The 18,940-nt window shown below is 31.6% G+C and carries 16 protein-coding genes; all 16 read right to left on the bottom strand.

Annotated elements, in window-relative coordinates:
* Window positions 1-6: 6 nt before the first annotated feature.
* On the bottom strand, window positions 7-2,007 hold the full coding sequence (gene uvrB, locus OZJ21_RS04610; protein ID WP_049165113.1) for an excinuclease ABC subunit UvrB: 2,001 nt from the start codon (window positions 2,005-2,007) through the stop codon (window positions 7-9).
* 147 nt (window positions 2,008-2,154) lie between these two features.
* Window positions 2,155-3,882 carry a phospho-sugar mutase gene (locus tag OZJ21_RS04605; protein ID WP_003706547.1) on the bottom strand — a complete coding sequence of 576 codons (1,728 nt, stop codon included), beginning with the start codon at window positions 3,880-3,882 and terminating at the stop codon, window positions 2,155-2,157.
* 69 nt (window positions 3,883-3,951) lie between these two features.
* The gene (lgt, locus tag OZJ21_RS04600) at window positions 3,952-4,761 is read right to left on the bottom strand and encodes a prolipoprotein diacylglyceryl transferase (protein WP_003700630.1); all 810 of its coding nucleotides are present in this window, start codon (window positions 4,759-4,761) and stop codon (window positions 3,952-3,954) included.
* A gap of 14 nt (window positions 4,762-4,775) precedes the next feature.
* Window positions 4,776-5,711: an HPr(Ser) kinase/phosphatase gene (gene hprK, locus OZJ21_RS04595; protein WP_034990390.1), complete on the bottom strand. Its 936-nt coding sequence runs from the start codon at window positions 5,709-5,711 to the stop codon at window positions 4,776-4,778.
* Window positions 5,712-5,780: 69 nt separating this feature from the next.
* Window positions 5,781-6,134 carry a phage holin family protein gene (locus tag OZJ21_RS04590; protein ID WP_003700632.1) on the bottom strand — a complete coding sequence of 118 codons (354 nt, stop codon included), beginning with the start codon at window positions 6,132-6,134 and terminating at the stop codon, window positions 5,781-5,783.
* A 3-nt stretch (window positions 6,135-6,137) separates the two neighbouring features.
* Window positions 6,138-6,476 (bottom strand): PspC domain-containing protein, encoded by a 339-nt coding sequence (locus OZJ21_RS04585; protein ID WP_201897570.1) that lies wholly within the window; start codon window positions 6,474-6,476, stop codon window positions 6,138-6,140.
* Between the two features lie 12 nt (window positions 6,477-6,488).
* Entirely contained in the window at window positions 6,489-7,874 is a 1,386-nt protein-coding gene (locus tag OZJ21_RS04580) for a sensor histidine kinase (protein WP_004564348.1), read from the bottom strand.
* Window positions 7,874-8,575, bottom strand: a complete 702-nt coding sequence (locus OZJ21_RS04575) for a response regulator transcription factor (RefSeq protein ID WP_081534827.1) — start codon at window positions 8,573-8,575, stop codon at window positions 7,874-7,876. The genes OZJ21_RS04580 and OZJ21_RS04575 overlap by 1 nt, the downstream gene beginning before the upstream one ends.
* A 15-nt stretch (window positions 8,576-8,590) precedes the next feature.
* Complete coding sequence (locus tag OZJ21_RS04570; RefSeq protein ID WP_081538131.1) at window positions 8,591-9,718, bottom strand: PDZ domain-containing protein; 1,128 nt, start codon at window positions 9,716-9,718, stop codon at window positions 8,591-8,593.
* Between the two features lie 157 nt (window positions 9,719-9,875).
* Window positions 9,876-11,007, bottom strand: a protein-coding gene (gene prfB / locus OZJ21_RS04565) for a peptide chain release factor 2 (RefSeq protein ID WP_099450942.1) whose coding sequence is annotated in 2 segments (ribosomal slippage) — window positions 9,876-10,922 and window positions 10,924-11,007 — 1,131 coding nt in all. Because the reading frame shifts where the segments join, the coding sequence is not laid out codon by codon here.
* Between the two features lie 74 nt (window positions 11,008-11,081).
* On the bottom strand, window positions 11,082-13,445 hold the full coding sequence (gene secA / locus OZJ21_RS04560; RefSeq protein ID WP_201897569.1) for a preprotein translocase subunit SecA: 2,364 nt from the start codon (window positions 13,443-13,445) through the stop codon (window positions 11,082-11,084).
* A 123-nt stretch (window positions 13,446-13,568) separates the two neighbouring features.
* Entirely contained in the window at window positions 13,569-14,747 is a 1,179-nt protein-coding gene (locus OZJ21_RS04555) for a CynX/NimT family MFS transporter (protein WP_081534833.1), read from the bottom strand.
* 123 nt (window positions 14,748-14,870) lie between these two features.
* A complete protein-coding gene (gene hpf / locus OZJ21_RS04550; RefSeq protein WP_003700641.1) occupies window positions 14,871-15,425 on the bottom strand; it encodes a ribosome hibernation-promoting factor, HPF/YfiA family in 555 nt (184 codons plus the stop codon).
* Between the two features lie 179 nt (window positions 15,426-15,604).
* Window positions 15,605-16,291, bottom strand: a complete 687-nt coding sequence (locus OZJ21_RS04545) for a ComF family protein (protein WP_193524603.1) — start codon at window positions 16,289-16,291, stop codon at window positions 15,605-15,607.
* Complete coding sequence (locus tag OZJ21_RS04540; protein WP_268857502.1) at window positions 16,288-17,625, bottom strand: DEAD/DEAH box helicase; 1,338 nt, start codon at window positions 17,623-17,625, stop codon at window positions 16,288-16,290. Before OZJ21_RS04540 ends, OZJ21_RS04545 begins: the two co-directional genes overlap by 4 nt.
* A gap of 79 nt (window positions 17,626-17,704) precedes the next feature.
* A complete protein-coding gene (locus OZJ21_RS04535) occupies window positions 17,705-18,796 on the bottom strand; it encodes a glycosyltransferase family 4 protein (protein ID WP_003706538.1) in 1,092 nt (363 codons plus the stop codon).
* Window positions 18,797-18,940: the final 144 nt, after the last annotated feature.

Below are 18,940 nucleotides of genomic sequence, written 5' to 3'. Positions count from 1 at the left end.
TCTTCCTTAACTAATCTGTGCTTTCAATTCCATTACAGTATCTCTTAATGTTGCAGCTTCTTCAAAATCTAACTTCTTAGCAGCCTCACGCATTTGTTCTTCTAGATTAGAAATCATTTCTAATTGTTCCTTCTTACTCATATCAGCAAAATCTACTGTATCACTAATATTTGTATCTGATTTATTAACTTTTGAACTTATAGAAATAGCTGCTCTAATTGGTTTAATAATTGTTTTAGGAATAATATTATGATCTTTATTATATTGTTCTTGGATACTACGACGTCTCTTAGTTTCCTTGATGGCTGCCTCCATAGAAGGTGTTACATCGTCAGCATACATAATTACATGACCACTTGCATTACGAGCAGCACGTCCAATCGTCTGAATTAAAGAGCGTTCATTTCGTAAAAAGCCTTCTTTATCAGCATCTAAAATTGCTACCAATGAAACTTCAGGTACATCTATTCCTTCTCTCAAAAGATTAATACCTACTAAAACATCGAATTTTCCCATTCTTAAGTCTCGAACAATCTCAGTTCTTTCTAATGTTTTTATATCAGAGTGTAAGTATTTAACTTTTATTCCCATTTCTTTGAAATAATCAGTTAAATCTTCAGCCATTTTTTTAGTTAACGTTGTAACAAATACTCTTTCATTAAGTTCAACCCGTTTATTGATTTCTCCAACTAAGTCATCCATTTGTCCCATAATAGGACGAACTTCAATTTCTGGATCCAATAATCCAGTTGGTCGAATAATCTGTTGTACAACATGTGATGTTTTTTCTTGTTCATAAGGCCCTGGTGTCGCTGACATGTAAATTATTTGATTTACATGTTTTTCAAATTCTTCTCTAGTTAATGGACGATTATCTAAAGCACTAGGTAACCTAAATCCATAATCCACCAGCATTTGCTTTCTAGCTCTATCCCCATTATACATACCTCTAACTTGGGGCATCGTTACATGTGATTCATCTACTACAATCAAGAAATCATCTGGAAAGAAATCTAATAAAGTATAAGGTGCTTCTCCTGGCTTTCTACCATCCATATGTCTTGAATAATTTTCAATTCCAGAACAATATCCCATTTCCTTTAGCATTTCAATATCATATGTGGTTCTTTGCTGTAATCGCTGAGCTTCTAAAAGTTTTCCTTCACTTTTTAATTCAGCCGTTCTTTCTTCTAATTCTTGTTGAATTCCCTCAATCGCTGTTCCTAATCTTTCTTCATTTGTCATAAAGTGAGTAGCAGGGAAAATAGCGATGTGTTCTCTATCAGCGATAGTTTCTCCAGTCAATGGGTCAATTTCTCTAATTCTATCAATTTCATCGCCAAAAAATTCTACTCGTAATGCTGACTCATCTCTTGAAGCTGGAAAGATTTCAACAACATCTCCACGAACTCTGAAACGTCCACGTTGAAAGTCAATGTCATTTCGTTCAAATTGAATATCAATTAAATCATTTAATAATTTATTACGCTCAATTTCTTGTCCAACTCTTAATGAAATTGTGTGTTCTCTATATTCATGGGGATCACCTAACCCAAAGATTGATGAAACAGAAGCCACAACAATTACATCATTTCTTTCTAATAATGAACTTGTAGCAGAATGACGAAGTTTATCTATTTCATCATTAATACTTGAATCTTTTTCAATATAAGTATCGCTAGAAGGAACATAAGCTTCTGGTTGATAATAGTCATAATAACTAACAAAATATTCCACTGCATTATTAGGAAAGAATTCTTTAAATTCCCCATATAATTGTCCTGCCAACGTCTTATTATGTGCTAAAACTAAAGTTGGTTTATTAACATTCTTTATTACGTTAGAAATTGTAAAAGTTTTACCAGTACCTGTCGCTCCCATTAAAATTTGAGCTTTTTCACCTTTTTTAATTCCTTCTGTTAATTCTTGTATTGCTTCCGGCTGGTCTCCAGTTGGGCTATACTTAGAAACTAATTCAAAATTTCTATCTGCTTGACGCTCAATCACATCGAACCCTCCCAATCATAAAAATTGCATATATATTGTACCACACCGAACAAGAATTCTACTACTACTTAGTTTAGAATTAATAAAAACGTCTTACTACTAACTTTTATCAGTAATAAGACGTTTCTCTAAACTAATTTCTATTTATTATTCATTTACAAAATTGTTAATCTCTTCTTCAAAGACTGCACGTTTCTTTGTTGCTGCTTCTAAGGTATCGCCTAAAGTACCAATGTAGAATTTGATCTTTGGTTCTGTACCAGAAGGACGAATAGCAATCCATGTACCGTCTTCCAATAAGAATTTCAATACATTAGACTTAGGTAGAGTCATTGCTTCGACTTTTCCGTCAGCATAACTCTTTTCAGATTTATCAAAATCTTCCATTGCAACAACTTTATAATCACCAAATTGTTTTGGTGCTTCAGCTCTAAATTTAGCCATTAAGTCTTTAATCTTATTAGCACCTTCAACCCCATCAAAAGTTAATGATGTTGTCTTTTCAACAAAGTAACCATGCTTTTCAAATAATTCTTGAAGACCATCGTATAGATTCTTACCTTGTTTCTTATAGAAAGCAGCCACTTCTGCTAACATTACAAGTGATTGTACAGCATCTTTATCACGAACAAATGGACGAACCAAGTATCCATAACTCTCTTCAAATCCAAACATAAATGTATGTTCATTCGTATCTTCAAAATGCTTAATTTGTTCAGCAATAAATTTGAATCCAGTTAAAACATTGATCATGTCTACGTTAAAACTTTCAGCAATCTTTGTAGCAAATTCACTTGATACAATTGATTTAACTGCTGCTGCATTAGCTGGTAAAGTACCTGCATTCTTTCTAGCAGTTAAAATGTAGTTTAACATAATTGCTGCAATTTGGTTACCTGTTAATAATTGATATTCACCATCTGGTTGACGCACAGCTGCTCCCAAACGGTCAGCATCAGGGTCAACAGCAACTAATAAATCTGCACCTTCTTCTTTACCTAATTTAATAGCTAAATCAAAGGCTGCTGTATCTTCTGGATTTGGCTTTTTAACTGTTGAAAAATCAGGATCTGGCTTAGCTTGTTCTGGAACCATTGTAAAGTTTTCAAAACCTGCTTGACGCAAAGCCTTTTCACCTAACATAGCTCCTGTACCATGAAGTGGTGTAAAGATAAGTTTCATTGTCTTACCTTCTTCAGCAACTAGTTCTTGGTTAATAGTAACTTGTTTTACTTCATCTAAGTATGCTTTATCAACTTCGTCACCAATTACCTTAAGAACACCATCTTCTATTAGTTCTTCTTGATCTGCAACTTTAATTGCAAATAGATCATCTACTTTACGAATATATTTAGTAATCAAATCTGATTCTTTAGGAGGCATTTGTGCCCCATCTTCACCATAAATCTTATATCCGTTGTATTGCTTTGGATTATGACTTGCAGTAATCATAATCCCTGCATAAGTATGTAAGTGACGTACTGTGAATGATAATTCAGGTGTTGGACGTAAACTTTCAAAAACAAATGTTGGAATACCATGTTGTCCTAATACTCTAGCAGATTCAAAAGCAAAATCTTGTGAATGGTGACGTGAATCGTAACTAATAGCTACACCACGTTTTCTTGTTTCTTCATCAAGAGTTTCCATGAAAAGAGCTAAACCTTCAGTAGCTTGACGAACAGTATAAATGTTCATACGATTAATTCCTGCACCTAAAACCCCACGCATACCAGCTGTACCAAATTCTAATGGTGCATAGAATGCATCTTCAAGTTCATCTTGATTTCCTTCCATACGTACTAAATCTGCACGTAAATCTTCAACTAATTCTTTATTTTCTTTCCAGTCTTGGTAAGTATCTTGCCAACTCATGAAAATCACCCTTCCATTAACATATATCTATATTATACTATAGAATAGCAAATTTTTTTAAACTAATTATTATTCTGTATACCATTTCAACAACGGATCATTGTATCTTCTGTAAAAGATTGCTGCGATGGCACTAATAAATAGAATTAAAGATAACCATTGTGATACTCTTAAACTCCCCAACATTAAGCTATCAGTTCTCATTCCTTCAATAAAGAAACGACCAAATGAATACCAAATTATGTAAGACAGAACAACTTCTCCGCTTTTTAATAATTTCTTCTGTCTTCTCAAAATAATTAAAACAACAAATCCACTAATATCCCATAGAGACTCATAAAGAAACGTAGGTTGATAATATGTTCCATCTATATACATCTGGTTAATTATAAACTTAGGTAGATGTAACGATTTTAAAAAACCTAATGTCGTTGCAACACCATGAGCTTCTTGATTCATGAAATTTCCCCAACGTCCTATGCCTTGTGCCAATATAACTGTTGGGGCAATCACATCAAGTAAAGTCCAAGTTGGAATATTGCGACGACGACAAAAGATCAAGATAACTATAACTGCACCTATTAGTGCACCATAAATAGCAATTCCACCGTCCCAAATACGATAAGTCTCACTTAAATGATGAGAATAATATGACCATTCAAAAACTACATAGTAAATTCGGGCACAGATAATTGCTACTGGCAGAGAATACAACAATAAATCATAGATATCATCATCTAAGATATTTTGTTTCCTTCCCTCTAAAACAGATAAATATACTGCCAGAATAACTGCACTAGCAATAATTATTCCATACCATCTAATTTGAAATGGACCTAATTGTAAGGCAACCGGATTAATTACTCCTAAAAAATTCATTAATCTTTACACCTCTAATTTTCTGAATTCTCTTTAATTAAATTGTTAAGATTTCTCTCAAATGCTTTAGTTGCATCATATCCCATTGTTTTTGCACGGAAATTCATCGCTGCGGCTTCAATAATAATAGCTAAATTTCGTCCAATTTTTACTGGAATAGTAATTTTAGGAACTGATACATCAAAAATTTGTTGACTTTGTTCTCCTGAACCTAAACGATCAAATTGTTTATCTTTACTCCAATTTTCAAGATGAACAATCAATGATATATCTGTGTCTTGTCTAACAGCACCAGCACCGAATAAATTCATGACATCAATGATTCCAATTCCTCTAATTTCTAATAAATGACGCAAAATTTGTGGTGCTTCACCAACAACAGTTTGTTCGTCTTGTTGCCACACTTCGACTCTATCATCAGCTATTAAACGGTGCCCACGTTTTATTAATTCAAGTGCAGTTTCTGATTTACCTACACCTGAATCTCCAGTAATTAGGACACCTAAGCCATAGATATCTACTAGTACTCCATGCATTGCTCTTCGCTCAGCTAACTTTCCTTCAAGATAATCCGTCATTTTTGATGACAATCTTGTTGTTGGTAAGCTAGATAATAAAATCGGAATATTATTGGCTTTCGCTGATTTTTCTAATTCTGCTGGTACCTTTAGATCCCTAGCAATTACTAAACAAGGTGTCTTTGGAGCACATAATTTTTCCGCAACATCCTGCAAATCTTTTTTAGTCAATTGATGAGCGTATGAGACTTCTGTCATTCCAAATAACTGGATACGTTCTTCTGGATAATATTCAAAATATCCTGTAAGTTCTAAACCAGGACGATAGATATCACTTGTAGTAATCTGCTTTTCTTCTAAATATTCTTCTCCAGAATAAACGGTTAAGTTAATAGCTTCTACCAAGTTAGCTACTGAAACACTATTCATTATCTTCCCTCCATTCAGAAGTAAATAACTTCTATCTATATTCTATCATTTTTATAAACCGGTTTCACTACTTTATCTATTCATAAAATAATTTGTCACAATTAAGTTTACAATACTCATGATAATCGCAACAATTAGTGCTGAACCAAAACTTGTAAAATAAAATGCACCTTTCATTACAACTGAGGTCAATTCTAGTAATAAAGCATTGATTACAAAATAAAATAGCCCCATTGTCCACAAAGTTATCGGTAAAGATAAAATTATTAAAAATGGTTTTACAAACGTATTTAACAATCCTAAAACAAAAGCAGCCATGAATGCTACCCAAACATTGGCCACATGTAGCCCTGAGCTATATAAACCAGCAATCGCTATAAAAAATATGCCATTTATCAAAACTCTCTTCCAAAAACCTAAATACATTGTTTAATCCTTTCTATCATCTTTGATGTCCTTTTCAGTAACATTTGTTAATGTTTTTCTACCTTTTTCTTCTTTAACATCATCTGTTTTCTCAAAATATGAGAATGGATCAAAAGTTGAGTCAAGATCATCTCTATTAACTTTTTTTACTGGAATTGCTAACATCATAATAATATAAATTCCGGGTACGACCATAGACAGTGGTCTAAAAATACTAGTAATAATCGTCAAAGCTACAAAAGTTATTCTGACATACTTAGCATCTATTCCTAAATATTCACCAATACCACCACAAACTCCACCAACTATACGATTTCTATTTGATCTGTATAATTTTTTCATATATTGCTATCCCTACCTTGCCTTAAATCTCGGTAAAATCACATAAAATGTTGTTCCCTTATTAATTTGACTTTTAACTTTTATCCTTCCAGATAAAGCATCAACTGATTCCTTTACAACAGCTAAACCTAATCCTGTTCCACCAACTGTTTTACTATGTGATTTATCTACACGATAAAATCTCTCAAAGATCCTTTCTTTATCTTCATCCGATATACCAATACCTGTATCACTGATAACAAAGACCCACTCATTTTTTTTATCATTTTGGACCTTAATTTTTATTTCCCCATTTTCTAAATTATATCGAATTGCATTTTGAATTAAATTAGTGATAATATGCTTTAATTTCAATTTATCACAATATAAACTTAATTCTTCATCTATTTCTATCCTAATATTCAATCTTTTTTTCTCAATTTCATGACTAAATAATTGTAATGTATCTTTAACCAACTTAAAGATATTCACCAACTCAATATTCAAACTTCCATGCTCGTTTAATCTAGAAATAGTTATCATATCATCAACTAAGTTCGAGAGTTTGGTACTTTCATCATGAATAATTTCAATAAATTGTTTACTAACTTCTTTATCATCTAGAGCACCATCTAATAGTGTCTCACTAAATCCTGTTATTGCAGTAATAGGCGTTTTTATTTCATGACTAAGATTTCCCACAAAATCTAATTGCTTTTTTTCCATTTCTTTTTGAGCTGTTAAATCTCGTAACATTAGCATTATTAAGTAGCGCTTAGAATCTATTGGAATATAAATAGCACTTGTCTCAACAATTTTTTGAACTGTATCAATTTTTAATACAATCTGCTTTTTCTTATCTTCCTTGGTTAACTTAACTTGCTCAATTAATTTTCTCACATCAAGATTGTAAATATAATTTTGATAATCTTGATTTTTCCATTCATTGTCAAAATCAAAAAAATCTTTTCCTAATTCATTAGACATTGTTAATCTATCTTTATAATCAATAACTAATATCCCAATATCGATATATTCTAATAAACTCAAATATTCTCTTTTTCTTTTATCATATTTTTTAGAAAGCTTATTTTGTTTATCTTGAACATAACCTATAGATTGAGATAACTCATAATAAGGATTCTTCTTATCTATCACATTATCAGTTAATTTGATATCTTCTATAATTTTCTTATTTAATCTCTCTATCTCTTTTCTTTGTTTTCTACTATTCCACAAATCAATTCCTGTATCTAATACTACAAGTACTACAACAGCAATTATAATTTGTATCCACGATTCTCTTTCCAAAAACTCTGATAGAACCGATTTTTTAAAATCAACCATTATCAATACTGCACCTAGCATTGATATTAGAACTAAAACAATATTTAATAAAACAAGTCTAATTTTACTCATTATTCGTCCTCAAAGCGATAGCCGAAGCCTCTAACGGTTTTTAAAAAAATAGGTTTCTTAGGATTCTTCTCTATTTTTTCCCGTAAATGACTGACATGCATATCTACCATTCTTGTTTGACCGATATAGTCAAATCCCCAAACATTGTTCAACAATTCTTCGCGTCCTAAAACCCTACCTTTTTTTCTTAAAAAATATACAAGCAATTCGAATTCTTTAGGCGTTAACTTAATTAAATTATTATTTTTATCTCTCAATTCATAACTATCAAGATTTACCATATAGTCTCCAAAGTAATACTTATTTTTGGAATCCTTCTCTGAATTATCAGAATAATGTTCCACTCTTCTTTTGACTGCTTTTAACCTAGCAACAATTTCACGTGGTGAAAAGGGTTTAGTCAAATAGTCATCAGCACCTAATTCCAGTCCAATGATCTTATCATACTCATCATCCTTAGCAGTAAGAATAAGAATATATGTTGTTATCTTTTCTTGTCTTATTCTCTTAGTAACTTCAATTCCATCAATTCCTGGCAACATTAGATCTAAGATTATAAAGTCGTATTTGCCAGTTAATCCTTCATCTAATGCATCATTTCCATTATTAACGGTTTTAACTTCATAGCCTGCCTTTTCTAAATTATATTTCAACAATGTTGTTATTGCTTGTTCATCATCTACAACCAATACTTTTGCCATATTTTCACCTTCTAACTAGTGGAATAAAATTAAGCCGATTTCATGAGGAGAATCCATGAAAATGGCACTTTCCGCAATTCGTAAATCTCCCTCATAAGTTCTCACTTTAACATGGCAATATGCAGAGTTTAGTTGTAATGCTTGATAAAATTCTTCCTCAGAATTTACTACTCTATTATTGCATGTCAAAATAACATCTCCCGGCTGCAACTTCATTTTTGCTGCAGGTGTCTCTGGCTGAACTGAAATGATTCTAATACCTTCATCTGTTTCCACATACCAAGAATTGGCATCTTTCTCTTTCTTTCTAAGTTTAATTTCAAAAAATATCGATACTACTGTCAAAATTATCAAACTGATCAAAAATAGTTTTGACATAAATTTAGTTAATACTATTAAAACAAAAGTTAAACCTAAAAGTAATTCAATATTCTTTAATTTATCTTGTATTACTCGTTCCTTAGCTCTTTTTATGACTTTAACGCTAGTACTTATAAAAATTGGAAATAGAATTAACGAAAATTTTTGATTACCAATATTAAAAACTGGCCAAAAATTCAAAGTGCTAGAGAGAGTACCACTAGGGATTAATGCCAACAGTGGAAACACAACCGTTTCTCTTCCTAAATATGTAGCAATGTTTCTACCACGTTTTCCACTTTTTATCTTTGGACTTAATGGATGCTTCTTCATATTTCTCGTTAGATAATAATCGGCTAATATTGAAATAAATATTAACAATAACCAACTAGGCCCTGATATTTCTGGAAATACATCTCCAAAAAATGTAATGAATCTTGGGACAACTAACTCTAATATACCTGCTGCAGTCATAACTAATAACATGCTTGTTGTTGAAAATCCGTTTATTAAAAACGCCAGTACTACTAAAATTTGATATATGTATACACTATTTGTAGGCAAGGTTAGTCCTAATATCATGGAAATTAAACTTCCCATCACAAAAAAGAACAGACCACATTTTATGAAATTTCGCCCCTCATAAAAATCCTTATTTATCGCAACTCTAAATTGTTTTCTTTCTTTATTAATTCTCTGATTATAACTAATAATTACGTACAATATTCCTAACCATAAAACAGGTGTCAATAAGTAACTACCTATAAGTTTTAAAATTAACAAGTTAACGTCCCTCCTCAAAACATAGTTTAATTTAAGTATATCAAATTTTGTAATTCATTGACAAAAATATCACATAATAAAAAAGCACCTATAATCAGTCATTACTAATTACTGATTTATTGGTGCTTCAACCCTCTATAGTTTTATTATATAACAATTATTGTGGATTAGCTTGTTGCAGCTTCCATTGTAAATAAGCATTAATAAATGGATCTAAATCTCCATCCATGACTGCTTGAATATTTCCAGTTTCATAATCAGTGCGATGATCTTTGACCATTGAGTATGGATGAAAGACATATGATCTAATCTGGGAACCCCAACCAATATCTAATTGTTCCCCTTGAATAGCAGCACGTTGCTTTTCTTTTTCTTCCATCTCCAATTGATATAACTTAGCACGTAACATATTTTCTGCAGTTGCTCTATTTTGAAATTGAGAACGTTGTGCCTGACTTGAAACAACTATTCCCGTTGGTATATGAATAAGTCTAACAGCTGAAGAAGTTTTATTAATATGCTGTCCACCTGCTCCACTAGCACGAAAGACTTCCATTTTTATATCTTCAGGTCTTAACTCAACTTCAACAGAATCATCAAGTTCTGGCATAACATTAACAGATGCAAATGAGGTATGACGTCTTCCGGCAGAATCAAATGGTGAAATACGTACTAGTCTATGAACTCCTCGTTCGCTTCGTAGATAACCATAAGCATTTTTTCCTTCTATCATAAGCGTTACACTTTTTATGCCGGCATCATCGCCTGGTTGATAATCTACAGTTTCAACTTTAAAATCGTGTTGACTAGCCCAGCGTGTATACATTCTTAGTAACATTGATCCCCAATCTTGAGATTCTGTACCACCTGCTCCAGGATGAATTTCTAAAATAGCATTATTCTTATCATACTTTTCACTTAACAACATATTTAATTGATATGATTGTAACAATTTTTCAGCATGTTGATAATTTTCTTCTAAATCTGCTTGTAATTCCTCATCATCTGGAATTTCTTGTAATAACTCTAACGATACTCCTAAATCTGAAATAGATTCCGCTAGTTCATGAAATGTCTCAAATTTTGCCTTTAAATCATTATTTTCAGCAATAACCTCTTGTGCTTTTTCTTGATCGTCCCAAAATCCTGGCTCTGCCATCCTTGCTTCATTTTCTGCAATCTTTTCTTCTAAAGCATCTAAGTCAAAGAGACCTCCTAAATTCACTAACTTTATTACTCATTTCAGCAATATTTTTCTTATATTCACTTAATTCTAAGTTCAAAATCATCGCTCCTATCAATAATTTAGTCTGTATACTATAAAGGCTAGAAAGAAGAACTTCTTTCCAGTCTTTACTGTTTATTATCGCTTTATGTCTTGTCTAATTTCAGCTTTCAAGAACAAACGAGTAACATCATATTCGATTGCACCTACCATTTGTTCAAACATTCTGAAACCATCTTGTTGATACTCTACCAATGGATTTAATTGTCCATATCCACGCAAACCAATAGATTGTCTTAATTGATCCATTTCATCAATATGATCTGTCCACAATGAGTCAACAACTCTTAGAATTACAACTTTTTCAAATTCTAACATTTGGCTTTCATCATACAATTGCTTTTCTTTTTCAGCATAGATATCTTCTGCACGTTTCATTAAATAGTCAACAATTTCATCCGGTGTTTTATTCACCAAATCACCTAAACTAATAGTATCTTCATTAACCATTGCAGAAACAGCAAAATCTAAAATACCTTGCAAATTCCATTCACTCTTATCACCTTGAGTATGCATCAAAACTGTATGCTTTACAGTTCTTTCAATCATAGGCATAATTATTGGTTTCAAACTCTTTTCTTCCATGATTACTTGTTGTCTTTGAGCATAAATAACTTCACGTTGAGCTCTCATAACATCATCATATTGAAGAACTTGCTTACGAGTATCATAGTTATTGCCTTCAACACGTTTTTGTGCTGATTCTACTTGACGACTTATCATCTTGGATTGAATAACTGCATCGTCATCACTAACTTTCATTCTTTCCAAGAAGTTCTTAATGCGTTCCGATCCAAAACGCAACATTAAATCGTCTTCTAATGATAGATAGAACTGAGTAACACCCGGATCTCCTTGACGACCTGAACGTCCACGTAACTGATTATCAATTCTTCGTGATTCATGACGTTCAGTACCGATAACAGCTAATCCACCTAATTCACGAACACCAGGTCCAAGTTTGATATCAGTACCACGACCAGCCATGTTAGTAGCAATTGTTACCGCACCACGTTGACCAGCATTCATTACAATTTCAGCTTCACGAGCATGATTTTTAGCATTTAAAACAGAATGTGGTATGCCTTCATCGTCTAACATCTTAGACAATAATTCAGAAGTTTCAACTGCAACTGTACCTACTAAAACAGGTTGTCCTTTTTCATGACGTGCTTTTACATCTCTTACTACTGCATTAAATTTACTCTTTAGTGTAGGATATAACAAATCAGGCTTGTCTACACGAGCAATTGGTTTGTTTGTAGGAATAGATACAACTTCCATATTATAAATTTCACGGAATTCTTCACGTTCTGTCTTAGCTGTACCTGTCATTCCAGAAAGTTTATTATACATTCTGAAGAAGTTCTGATAAGTAATATTAGCCATTGTCTTTGTTTCTTCTTCAATTTCAACATGTTCTTTTGCTTCAATAGCTTGGTGTAATCCGTCAGAATAACGACGTCCATCCATAATACGTCCAGTAAATTGATCAACAATTAGAACTTCACCATCACGTACAACGTAATCTTTATCTCTTAACATGATGTAATTAGCACGTAGAGCATTATCCAAATGATGGTTTAGTGCCATATTATCTGGGTCATATAAGTTCTTTAATCCAAAATATTTTTCACCTTTACGGATACCATCTTCTGTCAATGAAACTGTCTTTGATTCCAAATCAATCTTGAAATCTTCATCTTCTGTCAAAGTCTTAGCAAAACGATCAGTTCTAGTATAAAGAGTTGTCGTTCCCGTTGCTTGACCAGAAATAATCAATGGTGTTCTAGCTTCATCAATTAAAATAGAGTCAACTTCGTCTACGATAACAAAATTCAATGGACGTTGAACCATATCTTCCTTGTAAACAACCATGTTATCACGCAAATAATCAAAACCAAGTTCACTATTAGTTGAATAAGTAATATCACAATTATAAGCATTACGCTTTTCTTCTGGTGATTTATCAGCTAAGTTCAACCCAACAGTTAACCCTAACCATGTGTATAACTCTCCCATTTCTGTGGCATCACGTTCAGATAAATATTCGTTAACAGTAACAACGTGAACACCTTTACCAGAAATAGCATTCAAATATACTGGCATTGTAGCAGTCAAAGTTTTACCTTCACCTGTTTTCATTTCTGCAATATTACCTTCGTGCAAAACGATACCACCAATTATTTGAACATGGTATGGATACAAGCCTAGTACCCTTTTTGCACCTTCTCGGCAGACAGCAAAAGCTTCAGGTAATAAATCATCTAAGCTTTCTCCATCTTGATATCTTTTTTTAAATTCTTCTGTTTTTGCTTTTAATTCATCATCTGATAAAGTACCGAATTCATCAGCATATGATTCTACCTTATCAGCAATTTTTCCTAGGCGTTTAAGTTCTCGTTTATCACTTTCCACCCAACGTTTAAGAAGATTTGCCATATGTCAATTCCTTCCAATCCTCAATAAAATTAAACTATTTCCAAATTTGTAAACTAACTTTAATTTTACCATTAATCACTTTGAAATTAAATAATCACACTTAATAAATTCCTTAATTTCAAATTACTTATTTAATCGTAAAAAATGTTGTCTTCCCATTCCTATCATAATTAACCCAATTGTGGCAGTAAATGCTGCTACTAATAATAAACACAATAAAGTCGTATTCCAATTATTAAAAGTATCTTTAAGAATTCCAAAAATAACCGGGCCAGAACTTGCCAGTAAGTAACCTATAGATTGGACAAAACCACTAACTTGCCCAACTTCTTCCTTACTACTTGAAAAAACAGTAATTAGATATAAAGATAATGCAAAACTTGTTCCTGTTGTTATTCCATTTATTAAACAAGCTAGCAATAACAACCATAAATTATCTTTGACAACAATTAGCATTCCCACACCTAAAATATATCCCACTAATAATAATAGCATTGTCAATCGTGCACTCTTTAATCTACTTGCTAATTTAGGAACTACATATGAAAATGGGAATCCTATCATTTGAAATGCTGCAAACATCCATCCCGCTGTTACAGGAGAGATTCCATGATTTACTAAAACACTTGGTAACCATGCTACCAACGTGTAAAAAACTAAGGACTGCAATCCCATAAAAATTGCTAACAACCAGATAGCATGCCTTTGCCATACCTTTTCTTTTTCAAGAATTTCTACTTTATTATCTAATTTAATTTCTTTTTTAGGTAACAAAATTGCTCCAACTCCAGCAATTAATGCAGGCAATGAAAATACTTGAATTGCATTTTCCCAACCTACTAGATTTGACAGTGGAACTATCACACCTCCTGCTAAAGCAGAAATTAAATTGCTAGTAGCTATATATAATCCATTTAAAAATGCTGATTTTTCTTCAGCATAATCTACAACCAAAGCCGGTAAAGTCACATTTAAAATAGTTATTGCTACACCTACAAATAATGTACCTACAAAAATCAAACTTTCGGTATATATTCTGAAAAAATTGGCTAGCATCAACAAAAATAAACCAATTATTATTGTTCTTCTAGTTCCAATTTTTTTAATTAACAAAGAAATTAATATCGATATAAAACCAAAACATAATAATGGTATCGTAGTAAGTATCCCTAATTGAACTGTAGATAGCTTGAATGTTTCTCCTATTTTATCTATTAAAGGTGTAAGAATTATAATTGCTAATCTTAAGTTGCATGCAATTAACACTATTTCCCAAGCAAAATTATTTCTTACTTTCGACATTTATATTCATCCTCACAAAATAATTATCGTATCATTAAGAAAAATTATAGCATTGCTCATCAAAATAAAATACCCCATAGACTAATCTATGGAGTATTTAGAGCAATTAATTATTAATTAAGCTTAGTCTTCACTAGCTTCAATTAAACCATAACGGCCATCGCGACGACGATATACAATATTTATACCACCATTTTCTGCATCTTCATAAATGAAGAAGTCATGACCTAACATGTCCATTTGTAATACAGCTTCTTCGCTATCCATTGGTTTCAAAGATAGACGCTTAGTACGAACGATTTCAAACTTCTTATCTTCTACTTCTTCTTTTTCATCTGCAACAGGTGCAAATTCAAAATTCTTAAAGCCTTTTTCACGAGACTTACGATTTACTTTAGTCTTGTATTTTCTAATTTGGCGTTCAAGTTTATCTGTAACAAGATCAATACTTGCATACATATCAGGTGAGGTTTCTTCTGCTCTCAAAACAAGATATGGCAATGGAATTGTTACTTCTACCTTTGCAGTCTTGTCTGAGTACACCTTTAAGTTTACGTGAGCCGTTGAATCAGCAGTATTATCAAAGAACTTCTCTAATTTTGCTAATCTCTTTTCAACGTATTCACGGATTGCTCCTGTAACTTCAATATTTTCACCACGAACATTGATTTTTAACATGGTAAACCTCTCCTTTCACAACTAAGTCTTATTAGACTTATATAGAGAGTAAATAAAAAAACTTTTATCACTCTTTCTACCTATATTATAATAGAAAGCGTTTAAATTATCAAATAAATTTATCAAGTTTTATGTAATTTCTTTATAAATTTTATTTAAGTTTACAATAATTTTTTAACTCATCTTGCTAAAGTTACTGAACATACTCTACTAGCTCCATTTTTTAGTAGTAATTCTTGAGCATAATATAGAGTTCTTCCTGTTGTATAAACATCGTCTACTATGACATAATTTCCTTGTAGTTTATCACCTATGTAGTCAAATGGTTGTTGTGTTTTCAAACGCTCACTTCTACTTTTTTCTGACTGCTTTTTATCCCTTCTTATTTCCTTCATCTTCAGAACTCTTGAATAAGGTAGATCTCCTATTAATCCTTCTACTTGATTGAAACCTCTATGTTGCATTGTATATTCATCCACTGGAATAGGAATATATATCCAATCTTTAGAGGGATAGTTATTCGTTATAAAATTTTTAAACTCTATGTTAAAAATTTTTCTCCAATAATAGTCTCCCATAAACTTATATCTTTCGAAATATTTTTTGATAATTAAATTATCATATGTATATATAGACTTATTATTCAATAAGATTTTGTTATTATTTTTCCACTTAATGCAGTCATTACATAATAATAAATTTTTTTGTTCTCTCCCACATCCTTCACAAGCATTATCTATCTTACATTTTCCCAATTCTTCTCTACATCTTTTACAAACATTGTCTCGCTTATATTTTTCTAACGATAAAATCCATTTAATATTTAATTTAAAATCAATTGTGTTGTTGCATAATAAGCAATTCATGAGATACCTTCTCTCAATTTTTTAGCTTTTTTATTTAAAAATTCTATTTGCTTTTGTGCATCTTTTACCTTTCTTGTATATCTATCACAGATAAATATTACATCACCATCTGGTCTACTAACACTGCGCCCAACCCTCCCAGCAATTTGAACTAAAGCAGATGTTGAAAACACACTATTGTCAGCACCTAACACTAGTAAATCGATTTCCGGAAAAGTAACTCCTCTTTCTAAAATTGTTGTTGTTATTAAATACGTATACTCTTTGTTTCTCATTTTTTGTACTTTTTCAATTCGATATTCATCAGCTGCATGAACTGTATCACCTTTTATTTTACTAGCTAAGACTGCTTTAATTACTTCTCTTACTTTATTTAACATAGCAACATGAGGTACAAATACTAAGAACTGCTTTCCATTTTGCTCCCATTTTTTTAGATACTTTTTAATTTTTGTATCCAATTTCCCTTGTAAAATAAATCCCCACCAATTATTTGTAAATTCTACTTTTATAGTAGGTAAAGCATTTTGATGAAATCTCATTGGTAAATAACTTATAGATATATTCCCTCTTTTTATCTTTTTTGCCAACTCATTACTAGGCGTAGCAGTTAGATAAATAAGAGTCCCTGTTTTCTTAATAGCCTGTTTAGTTGCAAATAATAATTCTTTATTATTAACATATGGAAAAGCATCGACTTCATCAATTATCAGTACATCAAAAGCTTCTTTAAATTTTAATAATTGATGTGTTGTACATACTACCAGTTGAGTATATCTATATGTTTCTTCACTTCTTCCATGCAAAAGAATTTTATCAATCTTTTTGAAAGCTTTATCTAAACGTGGGTATAATTCATTACATACATCCACTCTAGGAGAAGCAATCGCTATACGAAAATTTTTTCTTAGAGCTTCAGCTATTGGTTTAAATAGCATTTCAGTTTTTCCAGCTCCCGTAACCGCCCATAATAAATGCTCCGTATTTTTTCCAATTATATTAATTAGTTCATTAGAGCATACCTCTTGAAATTTAGACAATTTCCCGTCCCACGTTAAAATTTCATCAACATTATTAAAATGATTATCCTCAATAACATGAACTAAATTATTCAATGTACTGACTCTTCCTAAAACAATACATTTCGGGCAATAGTAATTATCATAGGGTAGTTTAGCTCTTTCCTTAGTTGTTACTTTCCCACAACGATTACATTTTATTTTATTTTTAAAAACCTTAATTGCTTGATAAATTTCAATATTATCAGATGACATTATTTTTTCTTCCGATTTATCGACTACTACTAAACGACCAGCCATTTCATTAAAATCCATCCATACTTGCCCTCCCAATATTTTCTACTTTCTATATACGCAAAAATGACAGAAAATACTAAATATTTTCTGTCATTTTTTATTTTTCTATTTTATTTTCAGACAAGAGAACTATTTTTTTTATAAAATTCAATAATGGACGTCGTGATTCACCAACTAATCCAATAACCTCAACAAAAATTTCTAGTCCCAATAGTGTAGCCACTGTCAATAAAATAGAGCCCCAAAAACTAGAAATAGGATATAGCAATGAAATAGATGAAAAAATCAATGCTATTCCATAAATAACTAATACGGTTTGTCTATGACTCAATCCCATTTGCATTAGTCTATGATGCAAATGATGCTTATCAGCTTGTGAAATTGGTTTTTTATTTAAAATTCTTCGTAAAATTGCATAGACAGTATCAGTTATTGGTACTCCTAAAATAATAACTGGAATTATTATTGTAATAAATGTCGCATTCTTCAAACCATATAATGCAAAAACCGAGATCATGAAACCTATAAATAAAGATCCCGTATCACCTAAATATATCTTAGCAGGATGAAAATTATATGGCAAAAATCCTATCAATGCTGCTACTAACGTAAACATCATTATTGATATAAAAGTATTAGTTACATTTAAAAAGAAATACCCTGTAACTGCACTGGTAGATAAAGCAATAATTGCTACTCCAGTTGCTAATCCATCTAATCCATCAATTAAATTAACTGCATTAGTAATTGCTAAAATCCATATTAGTGTTATTGGTAAACTTAACCACCCTAAAGTTACTGTACCTAAAAATGGTAATGTAATAGTTGTCATTTTAATTTTAGCAATAAAAAATACTACTAAAGCTGCTAAAGTTATTCCATATATTTTCTGTCTAGGTTTTAATTCATAAATATCATCTATTATTCCAGTAGCTAAAATTATACATTCTGCTAACAATAATGCCCACAATTGTTCGATTGGGTATTGCTTTCTCAATAAAAGAAAATTAGTCACATTAAATGCTAAAAAAATAGCTAATCCACCCATTGTCGGCATAGGAACCTTATTTACACGACGAGCATTTGGATTGTCAACAGCTCCTACTTTAAATGCTAACAATCTTATAAACGGAGTCAAAATAGCTGATAGAATCATTGTTGCAAATAGAGATGCTATAATTCTATACATATTATCCTCTTTCTTAAGTTCTAACTATATGTAGAACTATGTTTTAACAATTTATTATATACCGCTATCTTATCATAACTTATCAAATTAGTCATTAATACCTAAAATAAAATAGGATTGACAATTTAACATCGCCAATCCTTA

It is taken from the genome of Ligilactobacillus sp. UO.C109, from assembly GCF_026847815.1.
GTDB classification, from domain to species: Bacteria; Bacillota; Bacilli; order Lactobacillales; family Lactobacillaceae; genus Ligilactobacillus; species Ligilactobacillus salivarius.
This window is presented reverse-complemented; position numbering and strand designations above follow the sequence as displayed.

Bases quoted from the DNA above. Each gene is read 5' to 3' on its own strand.
- OZJ21_RS04605 (WP_003706547.1), bottom strand. From the start codon at position 3,882: ATGAGTTGGCAAGATACTTACCAAGACTGGAAAGAAAATAAAGAATTA.
- lgt (WP_003700630.1), bottom strand. From the start codon at position 4,761: ATGAATTTTTTAGGAGTAATTAATCCGGTTGCCTTACAATTAGGTCCA.
- OZJ21_RS04590 (WP_003700632.1), bottom strand. From the start codon at position 6,134: ATGTATTTAGGTTTTTGGAAGAGAGTTTTGATAAATGGCATATTTTTT.
- OZJ21_RS04585 (WP_201897570.1), bottom strand. From the start codon at position 6,476: ATGAAAAAATTATACAGATCAAATAGAAATCGTATAGTTGGTGGAGTT.
- OZJ21_RS04580 (WP_004564348.1), bottom strand. From the start codon at position 7,874: ATGAGTAAAATTAGACTTGTTTTATTAAATATTGTTTTAGTTCTAATA.
- OZJ21_RS04575 (WP_081534827.1), bottom strand. From the start codon at position 8,575: ATGGCAAAAGTATTGGTTGTAGATGATGAACAAGCAATAACAACATTG.
- secA (WP_201897569.1), bottom strand. From the start codon at position 13,445: ATGGCAAATCTTCTTAAACGTTGGGTGGAAAGTGATAAACGAGAACTT.
- OZJ21_RS04555 (WP_081534833.1), bottom strand. From the start codon at position 14,747: ATGTCGAAAGTAAGAAATAATTTTGCTTGGGAAATAGTGTTAATTGCA.
- hpf (WP_003700641.1), bottom strand. From the start codon at position 15,425: ATGTTAAAAATCAATGTTCGTGGTGAAAATATTGAAGTTACAGGAGCA.
- OZJ21_RS04545 (WP_193524603.1), bottom strand. From the start codon at position 16,291: ATGAATTGCTTATTATGCAACAACACAATTGATTTTAAATTAAATATT.
- OZJ21_RS04540 (WP_268857502.1), bottom strand. From the start codon at position 17,625: ATGGATTTTAATGAAATGGCTGGTCGTTTAGTAGTAGTCGATAAATCG.
- OZJ21_RS04535 (WP_003706538.1), bottom strand. From the start codon at position 18,796: ATGTATAGAATTATAGCATCTCTATTTGCAACAATGATTCTATCAGCT.